The organism is Sphingobium amiense, assembly GCF_003967075.1.
GTDB classification, from domain to species: domain Bacteria; phylum Pseudomonadota; class Alphaproteobacteria; order Sphingomonadales; family Sphingomonadaceae; genus Sphingobium; species Sphingobium amiense.
Window position 1 is genome coordinate 2,201,598 of the sequence record NZ_AP018664.1, and the last position, 19,052, is coordinate 2,220,649.

Consider the following 19,052-nt stretch of genomic DNA (forward strand, 5'->3'; position numbering starts at 1 on the left):
TGAGTTCCAAAGCGCGCTACGTAGATTACCGACGGAATCCGCCCAGACATGCTCGTGCTGGACCGGCGGCGCGATTTGCGAGAAATGTCCGGTTTCGTCGGGAACCGTCGTTGGCGGATGCCATCGAGAATGACGGGTATGTCCCACGACGCGGCGCTCTTCTTCCGGCGGCACGCGACCAAACCAAGTCGTTCACTAAGAAAGCAGCGTACGTCCGTTTCAGACAGCAGCCGCCATCCGGTTAAGAGCGACAATCCACGATCCAGAACGACCGGTGGATGTTGAACCTGTAGACTTCGTCGCCAAACAGCTTCCACCATCGGGCCATGCTGCGGTTGAGGCGAATGAAGCCACTACAGGAGTTCGCATCCATCCACGCTACGTCCGCAACCAATGGCGTTTTCTTGTTGAACGGAACGACGATCGTGCCGCCGTAGCTGTTGCCCGGGTCGACGGTCGTGGTCTGGAGGAAGCTGCCGTCGATGCGGTCGAGCGTATAGTCGAGCTTCCGGTCGATCCCGCGGATGACCAACGCTCCGCCTGCGACGACGACGGTACGTGCTCTCACCGGCCCGCGGTCGACTACCACGCGTCGAACATGATGGGCCGGCGCACGCCGAACGACCTGTGCGGAAGCGATGTCGGGGGGCGTCACCGCGGCGCTGAGTCCCGCGAGGGCGACGAGTGTCAGGCGCCTCGCATAGGCGACCTTTGAACGTCGCCCGGCACTGCGGCGGCCGATATATTCGATCTAATCCGGCTTCAGATGTGCCAGCTTCGGGGCGACCTCCGTGGCTATTCGAGCAAGCGAATTGTACCAGATTTCGGGCGTGTCGGCGTAGTCGAAGCCATAGACGAGCAGCGCACCAAAGCCACCTACGTCATGATAGATCTGGTCCAGCCGCTCGGCCACGGTGTCGGCCGTGCCGACGACCCAGTTATGTTTGGCGCAGTAGGCCGGCGTGACGTCGGAGTCCGGGACGGACGGATCATGCTTCACGAAATCGAGGATCTTGGCGCGTTTGAGGAAGGGGATATAATATTCCGCCATCATCCGACCCATCGGCCCCTCCACGGCGAGCCGCGTGGCTTCCGCGTCGGTATCCGCGATCAGAATTTCCCGCACCAAGCGCCAGCTCGACCGGAGCGCCGTGCGGCCGCTGCGGGCAGCGCCTTCCTCCACCGCCTCCCAGTGCGATCCGACGAAGGACGGATTGAGATTGACGCTCATCGGCATGAAGCCGCGCTCGCCGGCCATTTTCAGCGTTTCTGAGCCCTTCGACACGCCAGCGATGCCGATCGGAGGATGCGGCCGCTGGAAGGGCTTGAGGTGCGCACCCAGATGCTGCTCCGGGATCGGTTCGGGCTTGCGAACGGTCCAGAATTTGCCGACATGCTCGAACGGCCCTTCTTCGCTCCAGAGCCGCAGCATGATTTCCAGCGATTCGCGCGTCATGTCGCGGTTGGCGCCGGATGCGCCGTCGACGTTGAACATCGCGAAGTCGGTCGGGATCGCCGATGCCGCCATGCCGACCATCAACCGCCCGCCCGAGATATGATCGAGCATCGAGATGCGGTTCGCCAGTTCGGCGGGGTGATGGTAGGGCAGGCAAAAGCCGCCCGGCCCCAGCCGTATCGTCTTGGTCTGGAGCAATGCCTGCGCGATCAGCAGATCGGGCGCCGGATTGGGCTCCCAGACGCAGGTGTGATGCTCACCGAACCAGGCCTCCGTATAGCCAAGTTCGTCGCACCAACGCGCGGTCTGCAAATCCCAGTCATATCCGGCCTTCAGGCCGCGCTCGGGCGGATGCGAAGGCATCGTGAAATAACCAAAGTCCATGGTGCAAATCCTCTCCGATAAGCCCGCCGACGATATGTCGTGTCCACGGCCGTCGATCATCGGCGGCATCGTGCCGCCAGACCGTGCTGCCCGCGCAGTTGATATCAGGGGTGATTTTGCGTCCATGCCGTTTACGGCAAGGCTGCCTTGCGCGTTATCTGCTCGATTCCGGTCGGAAAACGCCCCATGAACCGGTCAATCGACGCGCCCGGATGACAGGATGACGATGCAGGATTTCCAGCCTTTTCCCACCGATGCGCTCGGCCATGTCGATCCGGCGCTGCGGAACGCCGCACGCGAAATATGGGCGCTGATGACCCGCGACGATGTCAACCTATCGATGCTGCGTGCCGGGCGGTCCGTGCCGGATCGCCAGTGGCGGGACGATGTTCCCGTGAGCCGAAAGCTGATCCCCGGTGCGCCGGGCGATCCCGACATACCGATCCATATCATCAATGCTAGGCCGGGCCTTTCATGTCCCGGCATCCTGCATATGCATGGCGGCGGCTTCGTCACCGGCGCCGCCCATCACGACGTGGCGATGCTGCAGGACATGGCGCGATCGCTGGACGCCGTGATCGTGTCCGTCGATTACCGACTTGCGCCGGAAGTCCGCTATATCGGTTCGGTCGAGGACAATTATTGCGGCCTGGCCTGGATGCACGCCCATACCGACGAATTGGGCGTAGACCGGGCGCGTATAGCAATCGCCGGGGAAAGCGCTGGCGGCGGCCATGCAGCGCTCCTTGCCATCGCTGCGCGAGGCCGAGGCGAATATCCGATTCTGTTCCAATCTTTGGTCTATCCGATGCTCGACGATCGGACCGGCAGCAGCCGCGCGGTGCCACCCCATGTCGGCACGCTGATATGGACGCCGCAATGCAATCGGCTGGGTTGGGAGGCCCTGCTGGGCGAGCCACCGGGAACCGACAGCGTGCTCCGCGCGGGCGTACCGGCGCGCACGGCCGATCTTGCGGGACTGCCGCCAGCGTGGATCGGCGTCGGCGCCGTCGATCTGTTCGTCGACGAGGATATCGACTATGCCCGCCGCCTGATCGACGCCGCCGTGCCGACCGAATTGCTGGTCGTGCCGGGCGCCTTCCACGGTTTCGATCTGCTGGTACCAGACAGCCCGCCCGCGCGGCAGCTACAGCAGGCCAGATTGAACGCATTGCGGCGCGCGTTCATACCGGCCTGACCAAGATAGCAAATTGATTGCTGAAACTGCTTGTGATAATTCGCGCTGACAAGTTGGTGTCGGCACGCGGAGTTCGCCGTCGGGATGAAATCAGGCGGCAAGATCGATCGACCGGTGGGCAAAGCTGAAATTTCAGAAGCGCTCAGCCTGATATTGTTCGTCCATCTCGCGGTGGCGGCTGATGCCGACAAGGCGCTGACGGCGACGGGGCTCAGCCGGACACATCACCGAATCCTGTTTCTGGTCGCATTGCGGCCCGGCGTGACCGTGGGTGAGATCGTGACCTTGTTGAGGGTCACGGCGCAGGCGATACAGGCACCGCTGCGGACGCTGATCGAAAGCGGGCTGATCGAACAGCAATCGTCGGAACGCGACAAACGACGGCGGCATCTGGTGCTGAGCGAGCGCGGCCAAACATTTCTCACTGCGCTGGCCGACGCGCAATATGCGCGGATCGCCAAGGCTCTGGACGATGCCGGGGCCGGACCGGTCCAGGGCTTCCTGAGCATCATGCAAGCGATGATGGATGAACATGATCGCCAGTGGCTCTATCCGGCGGAGGAACCCACCGATGAGATGACCCGACTGAAAGAACTGGTTCGTCCCAGTCAGCCGGCGCCAGCCACAAAAAACGCCCGATCGCGCCGGCCGCACTAAGAGCGACCGTTTTCCGTCACGATTCCGGCGACGATAGCCCATATTTCCCCGTTCGGCGGCAGATCGAAATCGCGCCGAACGCGCAACGGGCACCACCGGGCGCGATTGACTTATACCAACTAGATATATATAGTTTCTTGCATTCTTATTCCACGGCGCGGCGCGCGGGCGCATATCATTTCAGCGATAACAGCGAATATCTCAGGAGACCAAGATGCCCGGAAGGTTGGAAGGCAAGGTCGCGATCGTGACCGGTGCGGGAACGCGGGGCGACGGGATAGGCAATGGCAAGGCGTGCGCGATCCTGTATGCACGCGAAGGCGCTAAGGTCGTCGCCGCCGATATCGATATGGACTCCGCTCAGGCGACGGCGGACCAGATCAATGCGGAGGGCGGGGAGTGCATCGCCACCCGCACCGACGTATCGCGCACCGACGATTGCCGCGCCATGATCGACGGCTGCATCGCGGCGTTCGGAAAGCTGGACGTGCTGCACAATAATGTCGGCATCACCGAATCCGGCGGGCCGGTGGAATATGCCGAGGAACAATGGGACCGCATGATGCGGATCAACGCGAAGAGCGTTTATCTCACCGCAAAATTCTCCCTGCCGCATATGGAACGGAGCGGGTCAGGCTCGATCGTGAATATCGCGTCGATCAATGGTGTTCGGACCCTGCCCTTCGCCAAATTGGGATATGCCGCGTCCAAGGCCGCGATGATCGCCATCTCGCGGGAAATCGCGATCCAATATGCAGCAAAGGGCATCCGCAGCAACGTTGTGCTGGTCGGCCTCATCAAATCGCCCATCGTCGTGCAGAATAACACGCAGCTCTACGGCGGCGACGTTGAGCAGATGTGGGCGACGCGCGACGCGATGAGCCCGACGGGCAAACAGGGCGAGGTGTGGGATATCGCGCAGGCCAGCCTCTTCCTGGCGTCGGACGAATCCCGCTATGTCAACGGCACCGTGCTGCCGGTCGACGGGGGCTTGATCAACATGGTCAAATTCTGAAGCGCGTCCTGCGACGAAAGGGCGGTGCCGAGATAGTCCCGGCACCGCCCTTTCGTCACCTGTGCGGCTGACCGGTTAGCCCGGCCGCCACACCATTTCAGGCGGCCAACCGTTGCTGGCTGCCCCGGATCAGACGACCGGGCAGCGCCCCAGTCGGGATGCCGTCGCGCCATGTGATATGGCCGCTCAGGATCGTAGCGCGATAGCCTTCGGGCACATCCGTCAGCCGCCGCCCGCCATTGGGCAGGTCGCGAACGGTAAAGGGGCGATGCAGCTTCAGCCCCTCATAATCGATGACGTTGATGTCCGCCTTATATCCGGGCGCGATGACGCCGCGATCGTTCAGGCCCACCGCCTGCGCGGGCTGTTGCGTCATGGCGTGGATCACCCAGGACAGCGGAAGCTTGCCCGAAGCACGATCGCGCGCCCAATAGGTCAGCATAAACGTGGGATAGCCGGCGTCGCAGACCACGCCATAATGGGCGCCACCGTCGCCCAGCCCGATCAACGTGTCGTCGTTGAGCATGATCTCGCGCACGGCCTCCAGATCCCCGTCGGCATAGTTGGCCAGCGGCATCAGGAACAATGCCTTGCCATCGTCTTCCAGCAGCAGGTCGTAGGCCATTTCCTCGGGCGTGACACCCGCGGCGGCGGCGCGTGCGGCGATGCTTTCTTCGGGCCGCGGCTCATAATCCGGGTCCGCACCGAGCGGGAACATGGCCCCGAAGCGACGCATCACGCCGAACATCGGATGACCGGTATCGACCGGCGTCTCACCCAGCAGCTTGGCCCGTATCTCCGGCTTGCGCAATTCAGCCATCCGCTCGGCAAGCGGCAGGTCGGCAATGGCGAGATAGGAGGGGCACAGCGCGAACGGATTGGTCGATGCGTCGAAGCCCAGCAAGGCACAGGTCGATCGGGTATGAACCTGCGCCTGGAAGGTCAGTCCGTCCTCCCGGTTGAGGTCGTTGATGATCGCGATATTGTCGCGCCAGCCGGCGGGATCGTCATGATATTGCGCGAAGGACATCATAATGGGCCGGCCCGATCGCCGCGCCACGTCGCCCAGATCGAACAATTCTTGCTTGACCCGGTCCTTGTCGATGTTCGGCACGACCTGGATAATGCCGCTGTCCGCCTCCTTCAGGGCGCCGCTGATGGCATGGAGTTCAGCGAAGTCGGATTCATAGGTCGGGATCGCCTCGCCCCGGCTGTTGCGGTGCGATGTCACGCGCGATGTGGCGAAACCGAGCGCGCCGACGTCGATCGCCTCGCGCACGATCTGCCGCATCTGCTTCAGATCCTCCTCCGTCGCCTCTTCGCGGCGCACGGCGCGCTCGCCCATCACATAAACGCGCAATGGCGAATGCGGCAGATAGGCGCCGACGTCGATGTCGCGCGGGCGCCGTTCCAGCGCGTCCAGATATTCCGGGAACGTCTCCCAGTCCCAGCTCAACCCTTCGGTCAGGACGATTTCGGGAATGTCTTCCACGCCCTCCATCAGGCAGACGAGTTCCTCATGGTCCTGTTTCCGGCAAGGCGCAAAGCCCACGCCGCAATTGCCCAGGATCGCGGTGGTGACACCATGCTGCGTCGACGGCAGCAGGCGGTCGGACCAGATCGCCTGGCCGTCATAATGGGTATGCGTGTCGACGAAGCCCGGTGTCACGATCAGGCCGGTTGCGTCGATTTCCTCCGCGCCCTTGCCATCGAAAGCGCCGACGGCGACGATCAGGCCGCCCGAAACAGCGACATCGGCCTTGATCGGATCGGCTCCCGTTCCGTCCAGAACCGTTCCGTTCCGAATCACGAGATCGAATTCACTCATGTCATCGTCCTTATGTGATATCCGCAGCGGAGAAATGCTGCGGCGGATGCACGCGCCATGGTGCATCGCCCGATGCGCTCTTGCCCGGCGTCTCTCCCCCGTCGGAAACGCCGGGCGCGCATCGGGTTACGCCTTGATGTTGTAGAGCTTCTCGGCGTTGCCGCTCAGCACCTTCTGAATATTCTCCGGTCCCAGATCGCCCATCGCCGCCGACACGCCATCGACCGGATACAGGCAGGTGGGGTGCGGATAGTCGGTTTCGAACAGGACATTGTCGACGCCCACGTCGCGGATGACCTGGGACAGGTTGCGGCGCTCGAACCAGAAGCACGCATAGAAGTTGGTCGCGAAATATTCCGACGGCCGGCGCTGAAGGCTGGGCTTGGTCAGGATTTCATAATATTGGTGGTCGAGCGCCTCGAGCAGGAACGGCACCCAGCCGATACCGCTTTCCACCGAAACGAACTTCAGCTTGGGGTGACGATCGCACACGCCCGACAGGATGAGGTTTGCCATGACCCGCGCATTGCCGAAGAACAGCATGGCGCCGCCCAGCAGCCCCTTATGCTCCATGTCGAAGGAGGGCCAGGCCTGGTCGCCGAACCAGTCGATCGATTGTTCCGAACCACCGATGTGGAAATTGACCGGCAGGCCCCGATCGGTGCAGACCTCCCACAGCGGGTCCCAGGCGGTGCTGCCCAGCGCGGGCAGCAGATTGCCCTGATTGTCGGTCTTTGTGTGCGGATCGGGATTGATGTTGATCCCGCGTAGGCCCATGTCGGCGCAGCGGATCGCTTCCTTCACCGATCCCTGGATGTCCCACCACGGCAGCAGCGCCATCGGGAACAGCCGATTGCCCGATTCCTTCTGCATCTGCGCCATTGCATCATTGTAGAGCTGCATCGACAGCAACCGGAGTTCCGGGTCGACATTGGCCGCCCGCTGGCCGCCGAAGCCGAGCAGATTGGGATAGATGATCTGCGCCGAAATGCCGTAGTCGTTCATGAACTCCAGGCGTTCCTTGACCTGCGACGCGCCCAGATGCACTTCCTCCATCTGATATTGCAGGAAGGCGAAGCCCGGCGGCTTGGTGCCGTCCTTGAGAATGGCGCTGTTGGGGCAGGCGCCCTTGCCGATCAGCTTGTCGCCGTCGATCACCCACGCCTTTTCGCCGTTCATGACCTTAACCTGCGGCACGCGGTCCTTGAACTTTGCCGGCGCCCGCGAAATCCACATATCGTGCGGTTCCGACAGGTGGGTATCGACGTCGATGACCTTATAGCCTTCGAAGCAGGAAGCTTTTGTGGGATGCGCCTGTATAGTCACTCAATGATCCTCTCAAATGAAATTTGGATATGGCCCGCTATCGGCAAGGGCCGATATTGATGCTGGGAACCCCGCGATTATTTGCCGAGCCTGGCGGAGGGGCAATTCTGGATTGCTAAAGGCAGTGTTGTGAATTGCGTCTTCGGCCGCCGTCCTGCCGCCACTTTAAAGGGCAACCATTTGTTCGAAGGCGGTGATCACCTCGAACAGCAGCGGCACGTTGTTTTCGGCGAGCGAAATGCCGCCGCTTTCATCGCGCTCGATATGCTGATCCAGAAGGAAACATCCCTGGGCGATGTGTCTCGGCCACATGGTCTGCAGCACGGGCCGAAGCGCATGATCCATCATCTGCATGTGCGCAATGGTGCCCCCGGTCGCGAGCGGCAGGACCACTTTGCCGCGCAGCGCATATTGCGGCAGAAGGTCGATGAAGATCTTGAGCAGGCCGCTGTAGCTGCCCTTGTAGGTGGGGGTGATGACGACCACGGCATTGGCCTGCGCCAGTTTCGACAGCGCGTCGGCGATGGCCCCGTCGTCCACATCGGCCCGCGCGAGCGCGGCGGGCGGAAGCTCCCGGACGCGGATATGCGCGATCGAGCCATAGTCGTTGGTCAGCAACCGCTCCAGATAGTCTCCGACCATCTCCGAACGCGATGTCTGGGACGCGCTCGCGCTGATGATCACCAGGTCGTGGCGCGGGGCTGGCGCTTCCGATGCCTGCTGGCTCGCTGCGCTCGTCATGACGTCCGACACATGCTTATGGGGCGTTTCATCGCCGCTGCCTCTCCTGAAAAACCGAACCGCGCTGGAATTTCATGCCGCCTGCGCGGGGACAATTCCTGTTTGCGCAAACAAGACTTTGGCAATCGCCATGCTTGTCTTGCGACCGACGAAGCGCCACAAAAGGTCGATGACGGATCAATCCAAGCTGAAACAGGCGACTCCGACACATACCTGGCCCAGAGCCGGCTTCGACCTGGTATCCTTGAGGATCGTCCTCGCCGCCGCCGAAGAGCAGAGCTTTGCCGGCGCAGCGCAGCGGGAAAACACGTCCCTGTCCGCCGTCAGCCGTCGCGTTGCCGAACTGGAACAGCGCGTGGGCATCGCCCTCTTCGACCGCCATGACCGGGGCGTGGCGCTGACCGACGCAGGCGCGCGGTTCGTCGAGCAATTATATGACGTCTTCGAACGGTTGGAACTGATCGCGCTCGACCTGGAAGCGGTCGGCAAGGGCACCCGCGGCCTGGTGCGGATAAGCGCACCCATGTCGGCCATATCCGGCGATCTCCCCGCGCGCATCGCCGATTTCATGCGCAAACATCCCGGCATAGAGGTCCAGATCACCGAAGAGACCGCCGTGGCCGCCATCCATGGCGTGACGGTGGGCGACATCGACATGGCGCTCATCCCTGGTTCCCCGCCTCCCCCCAACCTGCTTCTCTTCCCCTGGTCGGAGGATGAACTGGTCGTCATCCTGCCCAAGGGTCATGCCCTGGCCGGCCGGGAGGCCGTGACGCTGGAGGATCTAGCCGATGAGCCCTTCATCTGCATGCCGCGCGACAGCGGACTCTTTGCGATGTATCGGCAAAAATTGAGCGCGGTCGGACGGAAGATGAAAGAGCGCGCGCTGACGACCAGTTTTGAATCGATCCGCCGCATGGTGTCGGAGGGTCTGGGAATCTCGATCCTGCCGGGCACGACCGTCCATCCCTATGCGGAGAAGCTTGGCCTCGTGGTGCTCAGGCTCGATGAAAGCTGGTCAAAGCGCCCGCATTTCTTCTGCACGCGAGAGGCCGATCGCTGCTCGGCCGCCACCAAGGCGCTACTGGCGCACCTGACGGCCTGACATCAGGCGGAAACCTCCAGCGCACCGGCCGCTTCCAGTTCGTCGACCAGGATCGGGAAAGACACGACGCAGGATTGCATGCCCAGCGAACTGGCGAGCCGGATGACGTGCAGCAGATCCTCGCCCGAACAACCCGACGCCAACGCCGCCGTCGCCGACGTCCTGATGCCCTGCTCGTTCAAATGGGTCACGGAAACATTGGCCGCGAACAGCACCAGTGCCTTTTCGCGCGGCGTCAGCGCACTCGTCGCATAGGGGACGCGCAACTGTTCGAGATAGGTCGGAAAATAGTCGTCGGACAGGGCGAGGAGCAGGTCATGGGCCTCGGTCCAGACGCCCAGGCTCTCCGCAAACTGGCTTTTGAGCGCCTCGTCCTTTTCCTCCATAGGGCGCTTCGCCTGTTCACGCAGGGGGTCGCCCTCCGGCACCAAGTCGAGGATGATCGGCAGGCCGACGAGATGCGATTGCATCCCCAGGAAGCTGACGATCTGGATCACCTCGACCAGCTGCTCGCGCGTGCCGCCCAAGGCAAGCGCGGCCCGCATGTGCAGGCGCGTGCCGGTGTCGAACAGATGGGTGATGGATGCGTCCAGGGCGACGGCGACCAGATGATGCAACAGGGGGGACAGAGTCGAACTCTTCTTCACCACCCCGCCCGTTGCGACCAGCTTTTCCAGGAAATCCGGGCACAGGATCGCCATCGCATCATATTCGTCCACCCAGAAGCCGCGCAGGCGGATGAACTCCTCCTTCACCGCCTTGGCGCGCCCCGTCAGTTCCCTGTTCGCCATCATTCTTACTCCAGCGCCGCCGCGTCCTCGACCTTGTAATAGGGGCCGGTCATGATGCCCCCGTCGACCGGCATGATGACGCCGGTGACATAGGATGCGCCGTCCGACAGCAGCCAGGCCGCGGCCTGCGCCAGCTCGCGTGGGATACCCGCCCGGCCGAGCGGAATCTGGCGCAAGCGGCGCGCATTCTGCTCCGGCGAACTGTTGCCGCCCTCCTTGGACATGGCCGAGGGGCGAGACCGGCCTGGGCACACCGCATTCACGCGGATGCCCCGATCGCCGTAATCATGCGCGCCGGTCAGGGTCAGGCCCACGACGCCGAACTTGCTGGCGGCGTAGGCCGCATTCTTGCCGAAGGCGCAGATGCCGGTGAGCGACGAGGTATTGACGATCGACCCGCCGCCCGTCTTGAGCATCTCGATGATCTGGTGCTTCATGCAGTAGAAGACCCCGGACAGATTGATATCCAGCACGCGCTGAAACTCTTCGTCCGATGTTTCGTGAAATTCTCCGGTCTGCACCACGGCCGCGTTGTTGAACGCCCCGTCGAGCCGGCCATAGGCGGAAACGGCGGCCGCGACCATGTTCTGGACCGAAGCCTCCGATGCCATGTCCGCCGCGACGAAATCGGCCGTGCCGCCGGTATCGCGCACGATGTCGAGCGTTTCCCGGCCGCCCGTTTCGTCCCGGTCGGCAAGGATCAGGCGCGCCCCGGCCTTCGCCAGGATGAAGGACGCCGCCCGGCCGATGCCGCTGCTTGCCCCGGTGACGATGATCGACTTGTCCTTGAGGCCAGGAATCTTGGCCAGATCGTCGTCGAGATATAGTGACAGGTCCATACGGACTCCCTCCCATAAACAGATTTTCTTGTTTGATCCGGCCTATATTCGCGGATCCAAGTCGGCTACCGACATCGATTAGATTAGGTTCGCATCGACCAGCTATTGCCCATTATGCAAAGCAGGCTCTCACCCGAATTCAGACCGCACGCACCTTCAGATCGGAGGATTTCTGTTCGGATTCCACTTCATTGGCAAGGCGCCGATAAGGTGGAATGGCCCAGAGATACATCAATGCCGAAAACAGCATCATCGGCGGAATGACCATGATCGTGGCGTAGCGGATGCCGGTGGCGAAGGGGAACAGATTGTCCGACGCCAGCGCCACCAGCGTGGGGCCTGCCATGCCAAGGACCAGCACGATGAGATAATAGATGGCTGACACGCGCCCCCTTATCTCGCCGGGCACGACGTGATGCAGGGCGGCGTTGCCGACGCCGGGCGGAATGCCGGCAAACAGGCTCGCCACGCCGAAGACGATGACCAGGTGCCACGGGTCGGACTGCAGCGGATAGAATATGCCGAACATCGCGGCGCACACGATCGAAGCCGCGCACACCACCAGCCGCATGTGCGCACCGAACCGCATCAGCGCGTCGCCGATATAGCCGCCGCCGATAAGGCCGATCGGCAAGGCGACGAGCATGACGCTGCCGACGACCATGCCGATCGTCGCCGAATCCCATCCGTGGACGCGCGTCAGCAGGGGGGCGATCCACGCCAGCATTCCCAGTTGCACCGTGTTGGCGGAACCCATGGCGACATGATGCCGCGCCAGGAGCGGCCAGTTCTGGCGGTAAAAGCCCTTGATCATGCTTTCGCCCGGCCGCCCGGCGGCAGTGGCGCTCGTCTTGCGCAACGGATTGGGCAGGGTGGACAGAATGAGCGCCATGATCAGCCCCGGCACCGCGAGGATGACGAAAGTAAGCTGCCAGGGGCGCAGCGTGCCCAGCAGCGGCACGACGATGTCGCCATGACGGCTGAGGGCGCCGATGACGACACCGCCCAATATGAACGCCAGCCCGGCCCCGACCGCGCCGCCCATGACGAAGATGCCGAGCGCAAGGCCGAGCCGATCCTTCTTGAAGGCGTCCGAGATCAGCGAATAGCCTGCCGGATTGAGCGCTGCTTCGCCCAGCCCGACGCCGGCTCGCGCGGCGAACAGCGTCCAGAAGCTGCTCGCCAGTCCGCACAGACCCGTCATGACGCTCCACAGGCCAAGCGCAGCCCCCAGCAACCGTGTCCGGTTCACCCGGTCCACCAATATCCCCATGGGGATGATCGCCACGGAAAAGGCGGTGATGAATGCAGGTCCCTGAAGCAAGCTGATCTGCGTATCGCTCAGCCCGAAATCCGCCTTGATCGGTTCGACCAGCAGGTTGATGACGATGCGGTCGAGCGACGACAGCAGATAGGTGATCCACAACACCGCCAGCAGCAGCCAGGGATAGTAGCGGGATTTCTGGTCTATCATGGCAGCAGCCTCTCCGGCGAAGGGGCGTCCTGCGCGGTCCGCCACTTATGTCCCGTGACTTGCAACGTCACCCTCTCGCAACCCGTGATGCCGGGCGATATATTGCTCTTCATGACATGGACATAACCCAGCCCCCTCCCCGGCCAATTCTCCAATCCGCAACGCAGGCTTTTATATGCGTCGCCGGGACGATGGGCCGGGACGAAGGGCCGAGATCAGCGGCCGGCGATCAGGGGCAGCGCGGCGGAAAATCCGGTCGGGGTCAGAATGCTGCTGTGCATCGCCTCGACCATGGGCAGCGCCAGCGGCACGAACTCGTCGCGATATTGGGGTTCGGCGCGCATGGCGGCATAGCTGTCCGCGCGATGCTGATGATCCTCAAATTCCCACAGATGGAAGACATGATTGAGGTCGCCGATGTCGGACGTCCAGAAGGCCAGCAATCTCATATGGCGCTTGGCGGACGGCAGCGCCAGCCGCTCGAATGCATCGAGATAGCTCGCCAACATACCCGGCTTTATCCGGTAGCGCCTGAATTCATGGATCATGATTGTCCTCTTCCTCAGCCGGACGGTCGCAAAATGGCGTGCCGCTTCAATTCTTCGCCAGGCCCTTGGTCAGGCGGTCGGCATATTCGTCCCCGATGCGGTCGACGCTGTAGGGGCCATCGCTGCGAAACCACTGGCCGATCCAGTTCAGCGCCCCCATGATCGCGAAGGTCGCGAGCTTCACATCACATGGCAGGATCGACCCGTCCGCGATCCCGCCTTCGATCGTCGCGCGGACGCGGGCATCGATGGCGCGCTTGTAACCGCGCACCTCATTGCGCAGGATGTCGGGCAGGTCACGGTCCTCCAACCGGATCATCACCGATCCGTAATCCACCGTGATCAGCCGCGCATAGGCGCGAATGATGGCGCGCAGCTTTTCTAGCCCCGGTCCCGCGGAGCGTTCGATCCTATCGAGTTGTTCGATGATCACCTGGTTGCTTTGCCGGAAGCATTCGACCAGCAGATCGTCCTTGCTGCTGAAATAATTATACAGCGCCGGTTTGGTGATGCCCAATTCGTCGGCGATGTCGGTCATCGCGACTCGGTGCGAACCGCGGGCCAGGAACATGTCCGCCGCCGTCAGCAGCACCGCCATGCGCTTCGCCTGCCGCTCCTGATCGCGCGTCACGGCATTCTTCCAGAGGCTGGCCGGTCGCCTTGGTGCGCTCTCCAGCCTGTCCGCCGCAAGGGGACCGCGCTTGTCATTTGACATGGTGCATCCTTATTACTAGTCGGTAACTTAATATCCAAAAGGTATGGACCAGGAAAGCCCTTATGAGTCGGACCGTATATATCGCCGGTGTCGGCATGACCCCCTTCGTCAAGCCCAGCGTTTCGCCATCCTATATCAGCATGGGCGCCACAGCTACGCGCGACGCCCTGCGGGACGCGGGGATCGACTATGCCGACCTGCAGCAGGCCTATGTCGGCTATGTCTATGGCGACTCCACCAGCGGCCAAGCAGCACTCTACGATGTCGGCCTGACCGGCATCCCGGTCGTGAACGTCAACAATAATTGCGCGACCGGATCGTCCGCCCTGTATCTGGCGCGCCAGGCGATCGCGTCGGGCGCGGCCGATTGCGTGCTGGCGCTGGGCTTCGAACAAATGTCGCCGGGCGCCTTGCAGGAACATTATGCCGACCGTCCGACCCCGTTGGCGCGCTTCATCGACATTGCGGAGGATACGCCCGGTGCGGGCAACGCGCCCATGGCGATCAAGCTGTTCGGCTCGGCCGGTGTGGAATATCAGGCGCGCTACGGCGTGGACGACGCGGTCTTCGCCCAGGTGGCGGTCAAGGCCCGCCGCCATGCGGAACATAACGAGCGCGCCGTATTCAGAGGGCAGGTCACGGTCGAGGAGGTGCTCGCCTCCCCGCGGATGCTGGGGCCGATCACCCGGCTCCAATGCTGCCCGCCCACATGCGGCGGCGCGGCGGCGATATTGGTGTCGGAACGGTTCGCCAAGGCGCGCGGACTCGACGCCCGCGTCGCCATTCGCGGCCAGGCGATGACGACAGATTTCGGTTCGACCTTTGCCGAACGCAGCCCGATGAAGGCGGTCGGTGTGGACCTGACCCGTGCTGCGGCGGACAAGGTGTATGAGGAAGCGGGCATCGGCCCGGAAGATCTGGACGTGGTGGAACTGCACGATTGCTTCACCGCCAATGAAATATTGAGCTATGAAGGGCTGCGACTGACCCCGGAGGGAACGGCCGCCCGCTTCATCAGCGATGGCGACAACAGCTATGGCGGGCGCATCGTCACCAATCCGTCGGGCGGCCTGCTGTCCAAGGGCCATCCGCTTGGCGCCACAGGCCTTGCCCAATGCGCCGAAATCAGCTGGCAGTTGCGCGGCGAAGCGGGGGTGCGACAGGTCGACGGGGCGCGCGTCGGACTCCAGCATAATCTGGGCCTGGGGGGAGCCTGCGTCGTAACCCTCTACGAGAAGCTGTGATGCCCGCGGTCGATCGCGCCTATGTCGGCCACCGCTTCCGCCCCGTGGCCGCGGTCGTGGAGCCGCGCCGGCTGCACGCTTTCTTCAAGGCGATCGGCGAAACCAACCCGGCCGTCATTGACCCGGACGAAAGCGGGCTGGTCGCCATTCCGCCGACTTATTTATTCTGCCTGGAAATGCTGGATGCCGACAATCCCTTCGGCTTCGTGGAGGAAATCGGCATCGGGATCGGCGACATCCTGCACGCCGACCAGAGCTTCACCTATCATCGGCCCGTCCATGTCGGGGACCGGCTGACCTTCCAGGCGCGCGTCAGCGACATATTCGACAAGAAGAACGGCCAGCTGACCTTCGTCATCCAGCATGTCGCGGTTACGGACCAGAATGGCCGGCTGGCGGCGGAGATCCGCCGCACCTTCGTCATCAAGCAGGAAGCGCCCCTCCAATGAGCGCCCGCCCGCTGCATATCGAGGAAAGCTTTCCTCCCATCACCCGCGCGACGCTCGCTTTCTATGCCGGCGCGTCGGGGGACGTGAACGAAGCGCATGTCGATCTGGACGTCGCGCGCGCCGCAGGATTTGACGATGTCTTCGCGCAGGGCATGTTGGTAATGGCCTATATGGGCCGTGCGGTCACCAATGCCGTCCCACCCCACCGGCTGCGCGCCTTTTCGACGCGGTTCAGCGGCATCACGCATCTTTGCGATGCACTGACCTGCAGCGGCACGTCGGGCGAGCCGTTCGTGGAAGATGGCGAACGCCGCGCGGCCATCGATCTGGAAATGAAGAACCAGGCGGGCGACATCAAACTGCTCGGCAGAGCCATCTTCGCGTGTGAACAGGACGAAACGCCATGAAGAAACTGGAAGGAAAGGTCGCGCTCGTCTCCGGCTCGGGCCGAGGGATCGGCCGCGCCATCGCGCTGAAGCTGGCGAGCGAAGGCGCGCGCCTGATCGTCAACGATCTGGACGCCGATCCGGGCGATGCCGTCGCAGCCGAAATCATCGCAGCCGGCAGCGACGCCATCGCCGTCAATGGCGACGTGACCGCGCCCGACTTTGCCGATCGCTTCATCGACGCCGCCACGGACGGCTTCGGCGGGATCGACATCATCGTCAACAATGCCGGCTACACGTGGGATTCGACGATCGGGAACACCCGCGACGATCAGTTCGACGCCATGATCGACATCCATCTGAAGGCGCCCTTCCGCATCCTGCGCGCGGCCTCCGCGCCCCTTCGCGCGCTGGTGAAGCAGGAAAGCGCGCAAGGCCGCCGGCTCCACCGCAAGGTCGTGAACATTTCCTCCATCGCCGGGCTTTCCGGCAATGCCGGCCAGGCCGGCTATTCGTCCGGCAAGGCCGCGATCGTCGGACTGACCAAGACGATGGCGAAGGAATGGGGCCGGTTCAACGTCAACGTCAACGCCGTTGCCTTCGGCCTGATCGAGACCCGCCTGACCCAGGCCATCGCGGCGGAGCAGGCGACCATCGACATCGCCGGCAACCAGATAAAGGTCGGCATCCAGCCGCAGATGATCGAGGCATGGGCCAAGACCATCCCGCTGGGGCGCGCGGGCGTGCCGGAAGAAGCGGCGGGCGCGGTCTATCTCTTCTGCACCCCCGAATCCGACTATATCACCGGAGAGGTGATCATATGCGGCGGCGGTCTCACGGGCTGAACCGCGCGCGTAGAAAGGGCAATGCCATGACCACCGGCCAGCACCCGTCCGCACCTGCCCCGCGCATATACAGCCTGCCGCGACCGGACTGGCTTGCGCTGCATGACGAGGAGGCGATCGATCCCGCCCGCCCGATCGTCGACCCGCATCATCATCTGTGGGACCGTCCAGGCGAGCCCTATCTGGCCGATGCCGCGATCGCCGACATGACGTCGGGCCACAATATCGTGGCGAGCGTCTATGTCGAATGTCACAGCATGTATCGGCCCGACGGACCCGAAGCGATGCGCCCGGTCGGCGAGGTCGAGTTCGCGGCGCGAGTCGCCACGCTTGCGCAGCAGGATGGCGACGGGTCGCCGGCCCTCTGCGCCGGGATCGTCGGCCATGCCGATCTGATGCTGGGCGATGACGTCCGCGCCGTGCTGGAGGCGGAGATCGCCGCCGGCGGCGGGCATTTCCGAGGCATCCGGCATTCCACTGCCCATGACGCGGACCCTGTCGTCGGCAGCATCTATCCGGTGCGCCCACAGGAATTGATGGCTGAAACCGCCTTCCGCCGGGGTTTTGCTCACCTGGCGCATCTCGGCCTCAGCTTCGATTCCTGGCTGTTCCATCCGCAGATGGACGAGTTGCTCGACCTCGCCCGTGCCTTTCCCGAAACCACGATCGTGCTCAACCATTGCGGCGGCCCGATCGGCGTGGGCCGCTATGCCGATGATCGCGCAGCGGTGTTCCGCGACTGGAAGGCCGCAATCGGTCGGATCGCGGCGGCGCCGAATGTCCATATGAAGCTGGGCGGCCTCGCCATTCGCTTGCTCGGCCGCCTTTATGAGAAGCGGCCGGTGCCGCCCTCGTCCGAGGAACTGGCGTCCGCATGGCGCCCCTATATGGACAGTTGCATCGACATGCTCGGGCCGGATCGCTGCATGTTCGAAAGCAATTTCCCGCCGGACAAGGGGCAATGCAGCTATCGCACCCTGTTCAACGCGTTCAAACGCATCGCTGCATCCTATGGCGAAGCGGAAAAGACGGCCTTGTTCTCCGCGACGGCGGGCCGGGTCTACCGGCTTGAGCTGGACTGACCGGCCGAACCGGCGACAAGATGCTCGATCAGCAATCGCGTCGCGGCCGATCGCCGTTCGGGCTCGCGCGCGCACAGCACCAATGATCGCCGCGCCCAGCTTTCATCCAGCTTGCGAACCATGAAGGCATTGTCGTCGGCATGCGGGTAGGCGGCCGCGGCCGGCAGGATGGCGACGCCCAGACCTTCCGACACCATATGACGGATCGATTCGAAACTGGTGGCATGGGCGCGCTCGTTAAGCTGCTGGCCCATCGCATGGACCTGCTGCCGATAGAGCGACAATAGCGCACTGTCCCGCTGCATCCCGATGAACGGATCGCCGATCAGATCCTCCAGCCGGATCGAAGCGCGCCCGCCCAGCGCGTGATCCATCGGCAGGATGACCACCAGTTCGTCTTCCAGCCACGGAATGATGCTGAGGTCGCTGGGCGGCAAGGTTCCTGAAATCAGCGCCAGATCGGCCGTGCCGACCGAAACCGCATGGGCGGCCGCCGCGCTCGTCTCCTCGGTGATCATGACCTCGATGCCGGGGTTGGCGACGGTGAACGCCGCCAGCTTGGCCGGCAGCTCGCCGACCGTCGCCGACATATGCGCGTGGAGCCGCACCAGCCCCCGCGCCCCGCCCCGCGCCGCCTCCAGGTCGAGCGCCATCCGGTCGAGCCGTTCGAACACATCGTAGAGTTGCGACACGAATGTCTTGCCCGCGTCGGTGAGCGAGACCCCCCGGTCGCGCCGATCGAAAAGCAACACCCCGATCCGGGCCTCCAGTTCGGCGACGCGCCGGCTGACGGCCGATAGGGATGTATTTTCGCGCTGCGCCGCGGCGGCGAAGCTCTGCTCTTCGGCCGCCGCGACGATGAGCCTCAGGCTGACGAGGTCGAGCCCCAGCCTGGCCCATTTCGCCCGTACCGGCGGCGATCGCGACGTCATGCTCATCAAGCCCTTGCAGCTATGGCGAAGCGCGCTG

Annotated in this window: 20 protein-coding genes; 9 read left to right on the top strand and 11 right to left on the bottom strand. The window is 63.4% G+C overall.

What is annotated here, in order from left to right; translation table 11 throughout:
• Positions 1-241: 241 nt before the first annotated feature.
• Together SAMIE_RS10585 and SAMIE_RS10590 are read right to left on the bottom strand one after the other, a co-directional pair.
• Positions 242-589, bottom strand: coding sequence for a hypothetical protein (locus SAMIE_RS10585; protein ID WP_126516817.1), 348 nt, complete (start codon positions 587-589; stop codon positions 242-244).
• Positions 590-751: 162 nt separating this feature from the next.
• A complete protein-coding gene (locus SAMIE_RS10590) occupies positions 752-1,840 on the bottom strand; it encodes an LLM class flavin-dependent oxidoreductase (RefSeq protein ID WP_066701174.1) in 1,089 nt (362 codons plus the stop codon).
• Positions 1,841-2,060: 220 nt separating this feature from the next.
• On the opposite strand from SAMIE_RS10590, the gene SAMIE_RS10595 reads away from it, so the two are divergent.
• From SAMIE_RS10595 to SAMIE_RS10605, 3 genes are all read left to right on the top strand, one after another.
• On the top strand, positions 2,061-3,038 hold the full coding sequence (locus tag SAMIE_RS10595; RefSeq protein WP_066701175.1) for an alpha/beta hydrolase: 978 nt from the start codon (positions 2,061-2,063) through the stop codon (positions 3,036-3,038).
• An 84-nt stretch (positions 3,039-3,122) separates the two neighbouring features.
• Positions 3,123-3,695, top strand: a complete 573-nt coding sequence (locus SAMIE_RS10600; RefSeq protein ID WP_066701176.1) for a MarR family winged helix-turn-helix transcriptional regulator — start codon at positions 3,123-3,125, stop codon at positions 3,693-3,695.
• A 214-nt stretch (positions 3,696-3,909) separates the two neighbouring features.
• Positions 3,910-4,710, top strand: coding sequence for an SDR family NAD(P)-dependent oxidoreductase (locus SAMIE_RS10605; protein WP_066701177.1), 801 nt, complete (start codon positions 3,910-3,912; stop codon positions 4,708-4,710).
• A gap of 97 nt (positions 4,711-4,807) precedes the next feature.
• On the opposite strand, the gene SAMIE_RS10610 is transcribed toward SAMIE_RS10605, so the two are convergent.
• The 3 genes from SAMIE_RS10610 to ssuE form a co-directional block, all read right to left on the bottom strand.
• Positions 4,808-6,538 carry an N-acyl-D-amino-acid deacylase family protein gene (locus SAMIE_RS10610; protein WP_066701227.1) on the bottom strand — a complete coding sequence of 577 codons (1,731 nt, stop codon included), beginning with the start codon at positions 6,536-6,538 and terminating at the stop codon, positions 4,808-4,810.
• Between the two features lie 126 nt (positions 6,539-6,664).
• Positions 6,665-7,864: an amidohydrolase family protein gene (locus SAMIE_RS10615; protein WP_066701178.1), complete on the bottom strand. Its 1,200-nt coding sequence runs from the start codon at positions 7,862-7,864 to the stop codon at positions 6,665-6,667.
• 165 nt (positions 7,865-8,029) lie between these two features.
• A complete protein-coding gene (gene ssuE, locus SAMIE_RS10620) occupies positions 8,030-8,605 on the bottom strand; it encodes an NADPH-dependent FMN reductase (protein WP_083952524.1) in 576 nt (191 codons plus the stop codon).
• 169 nt (positions 8,606-8,774) lie between these two features.
• Between ssuE and SAMIE_RS10625 the strand changes: the two genes are divergently transcribed.
• The gene (locus tag SAMIE_RS10625; protein ID WP_232037214.1) at positions 8,775-9,710 is read left to right on the top strand and encodes a LysR family transcriptional regulator; all 936 of its coding nucleotides are present in this window, start codon (positions 8,775-8,777) and stop codon (positions 9,708-9,710) included.
• A gap of 2 nt (positions 9,711-9,712) precedes the next feature.
• Here the strand turns inward: SAMIE_RS10625 and SAMIE_RS10630 are convergent, their stop codons facing one another.
• The 5 genes from SAMIE_RS10630 to SAMIE_RS10650 form a co-directional block, all read right to left on the bottom strand.
• Positions 9,713-10,504, bottom strand: a complete 792-nt coding sequence (locus SAMIE_RS10630) for a carboxymuconolactone decarboxylase family protein (protein ID WP_066701180.1) — start codon at positions 10,502-10,504, stop codon at positions 9,713-9,715.
• A gap of 2 nt (positions 10,505-10,506) precedes the next feature.
• On the bottom strand, positions 10,507-11,340 hold the full coding sequence (locus SAMIE_RS10635) for an SDR family NAD(P)-dependent oxidoreductase (RefSeq protein WP_066701181.1): 834 nt from the start codon (positions 11,338-11,340) through the stop codon (positions 10,507-10,509).
• 139 nt (positions 11,341-11,479) lie between these two features.
• On the bottom strand, positions 11,480-12,814 hold the full coding sequence (locus SAMIE_RS10640; protein ID WP_066701182.1) for an MFS transporter: 1,335 nt from the start codon (positions 12,812-12,814) through the stop codon (positions 11,480-11,482).
• Positions 12,815-13,029: 215 nt separating this feature from the next.
• On the bottom strand, positions 13,030-13,362 hold the full coding sequence (locus tag SAMIE_RS10645; protein ID WP_066701183.1) for an NIPSNAP family protein: 333 nt from the start codon (positions 13,360-13,362) through the stop codon (positions 13,030-13,032).
• Positions 13,363-13,408: 46 nt separating this feature from the next.
• Positions 13,409-14,077 (bottom strand): TetR/AcrR family transcriptional regulator, encoded by a 669-nt coding sequence (locus SAMIE_RS10650; RefSeq protein WP_066701184.1) that lies wholly within the window; start codon positions 14,075-14,077, stop codon positions 13,409-13,411.
• 62 nt (positions 14,078-14,139) lie between these two features.
• Here SAMIE_RS10650 and SAMIE_RS10655 point away from each other — a divergent pair, with 62 nt between their 5' ends.
• The 5 genes from SAMIE_RS10655 to SAMIE_RS10675 are packed head-to-tail and all read left to right on the top strand — an operon-like array spanning position 14,140 to position 18,083.
• Positions 14,140-15,321: a lipid-transfer protein gene (locus SAMIE_RS10655; protein WP_066701185.1), complete on the top strand. Its 1,182-nt coding sequence runs from the start codon at positions 14,140-14,142 to the stop codon at positions 15,319-15,321.
• Complete coding sequence (locus tag SAMIE_RS10660; protein WP_066701186.1) at positions 15,321-15,770, top strand: FAS1-like dehydratase domain-containing protein; 450 nt, start codon at positions 15,321-15,323, stop codon at positions 15,768-15,770. Before SAMIE_RS10655 ends, SAMIE_RS10660 begins: the two co-directional genes overlap by 1 nt.
• Positions 15,767-16,177 carry a MaoC/PaaZ C-terminal domain-containing protein gene (locus tag SAMIE_RS10665; protein ID WP_066701187.1) on the top strand — a complete coding sequence of 137 codons (411 nt, stop codon included), beginning with the start codon at positions 15,767-15,769 and terminating at the stop codon, positions 16,175-16,177. The genes SAMIE_RS10660 and SAMIE_RS10665 overlap by 4 nt, the downstream gene beginning before the upstream one ends.
• Positions 16,174-17,001, top strand: coding sequence for an SDR family NAD(P)-dependent oxidoreductase (locus tag SAMIE_RS10670; protein ID WP_066701188.1), 828 nt, complete (start codon positions 16,174-16,176; stop codon positions 16,999-17,001). The genes SAMIE_RS10665 and SAMIE_RS10670 overlap by 4 nt, the downstream gene beginning before the upstream one ends.
• Before the next feature lie 26 nt (positions 17,002-17,027).
• Positions 17,028-18,083 (top strand): amidohydrolase family protein, encoded by a 1,056-nt coding sequence (locus SAMIE_RS10675; protein WP_066701189.1) that lies wholly within the window; start codon positions 17,028-17,030, stop codon positions 18,081-18,083.
• Here SAMIE_RS10675 and SAMIE_RS10680 read toward each other — a convergent pair.
• Positions 18,062-19,015 (bottom strand): LysR family transcriptional regulator, encoded by a 954-nt coding sequence (locus tag SAMIE_RS10680; protein WP_162849055.1) that lies wholly within the window; start codon positions 19,013-19,015, stop codon positions 18,062-18,064. The two genes, SAMIE_RS10675 and SAMIE_RS10680, sit on opposite strands and share 22 nt — an antisense overlap.
• Between the last annotated feature and the right edge of the window lie 37 nt (positions 19,016-19,052).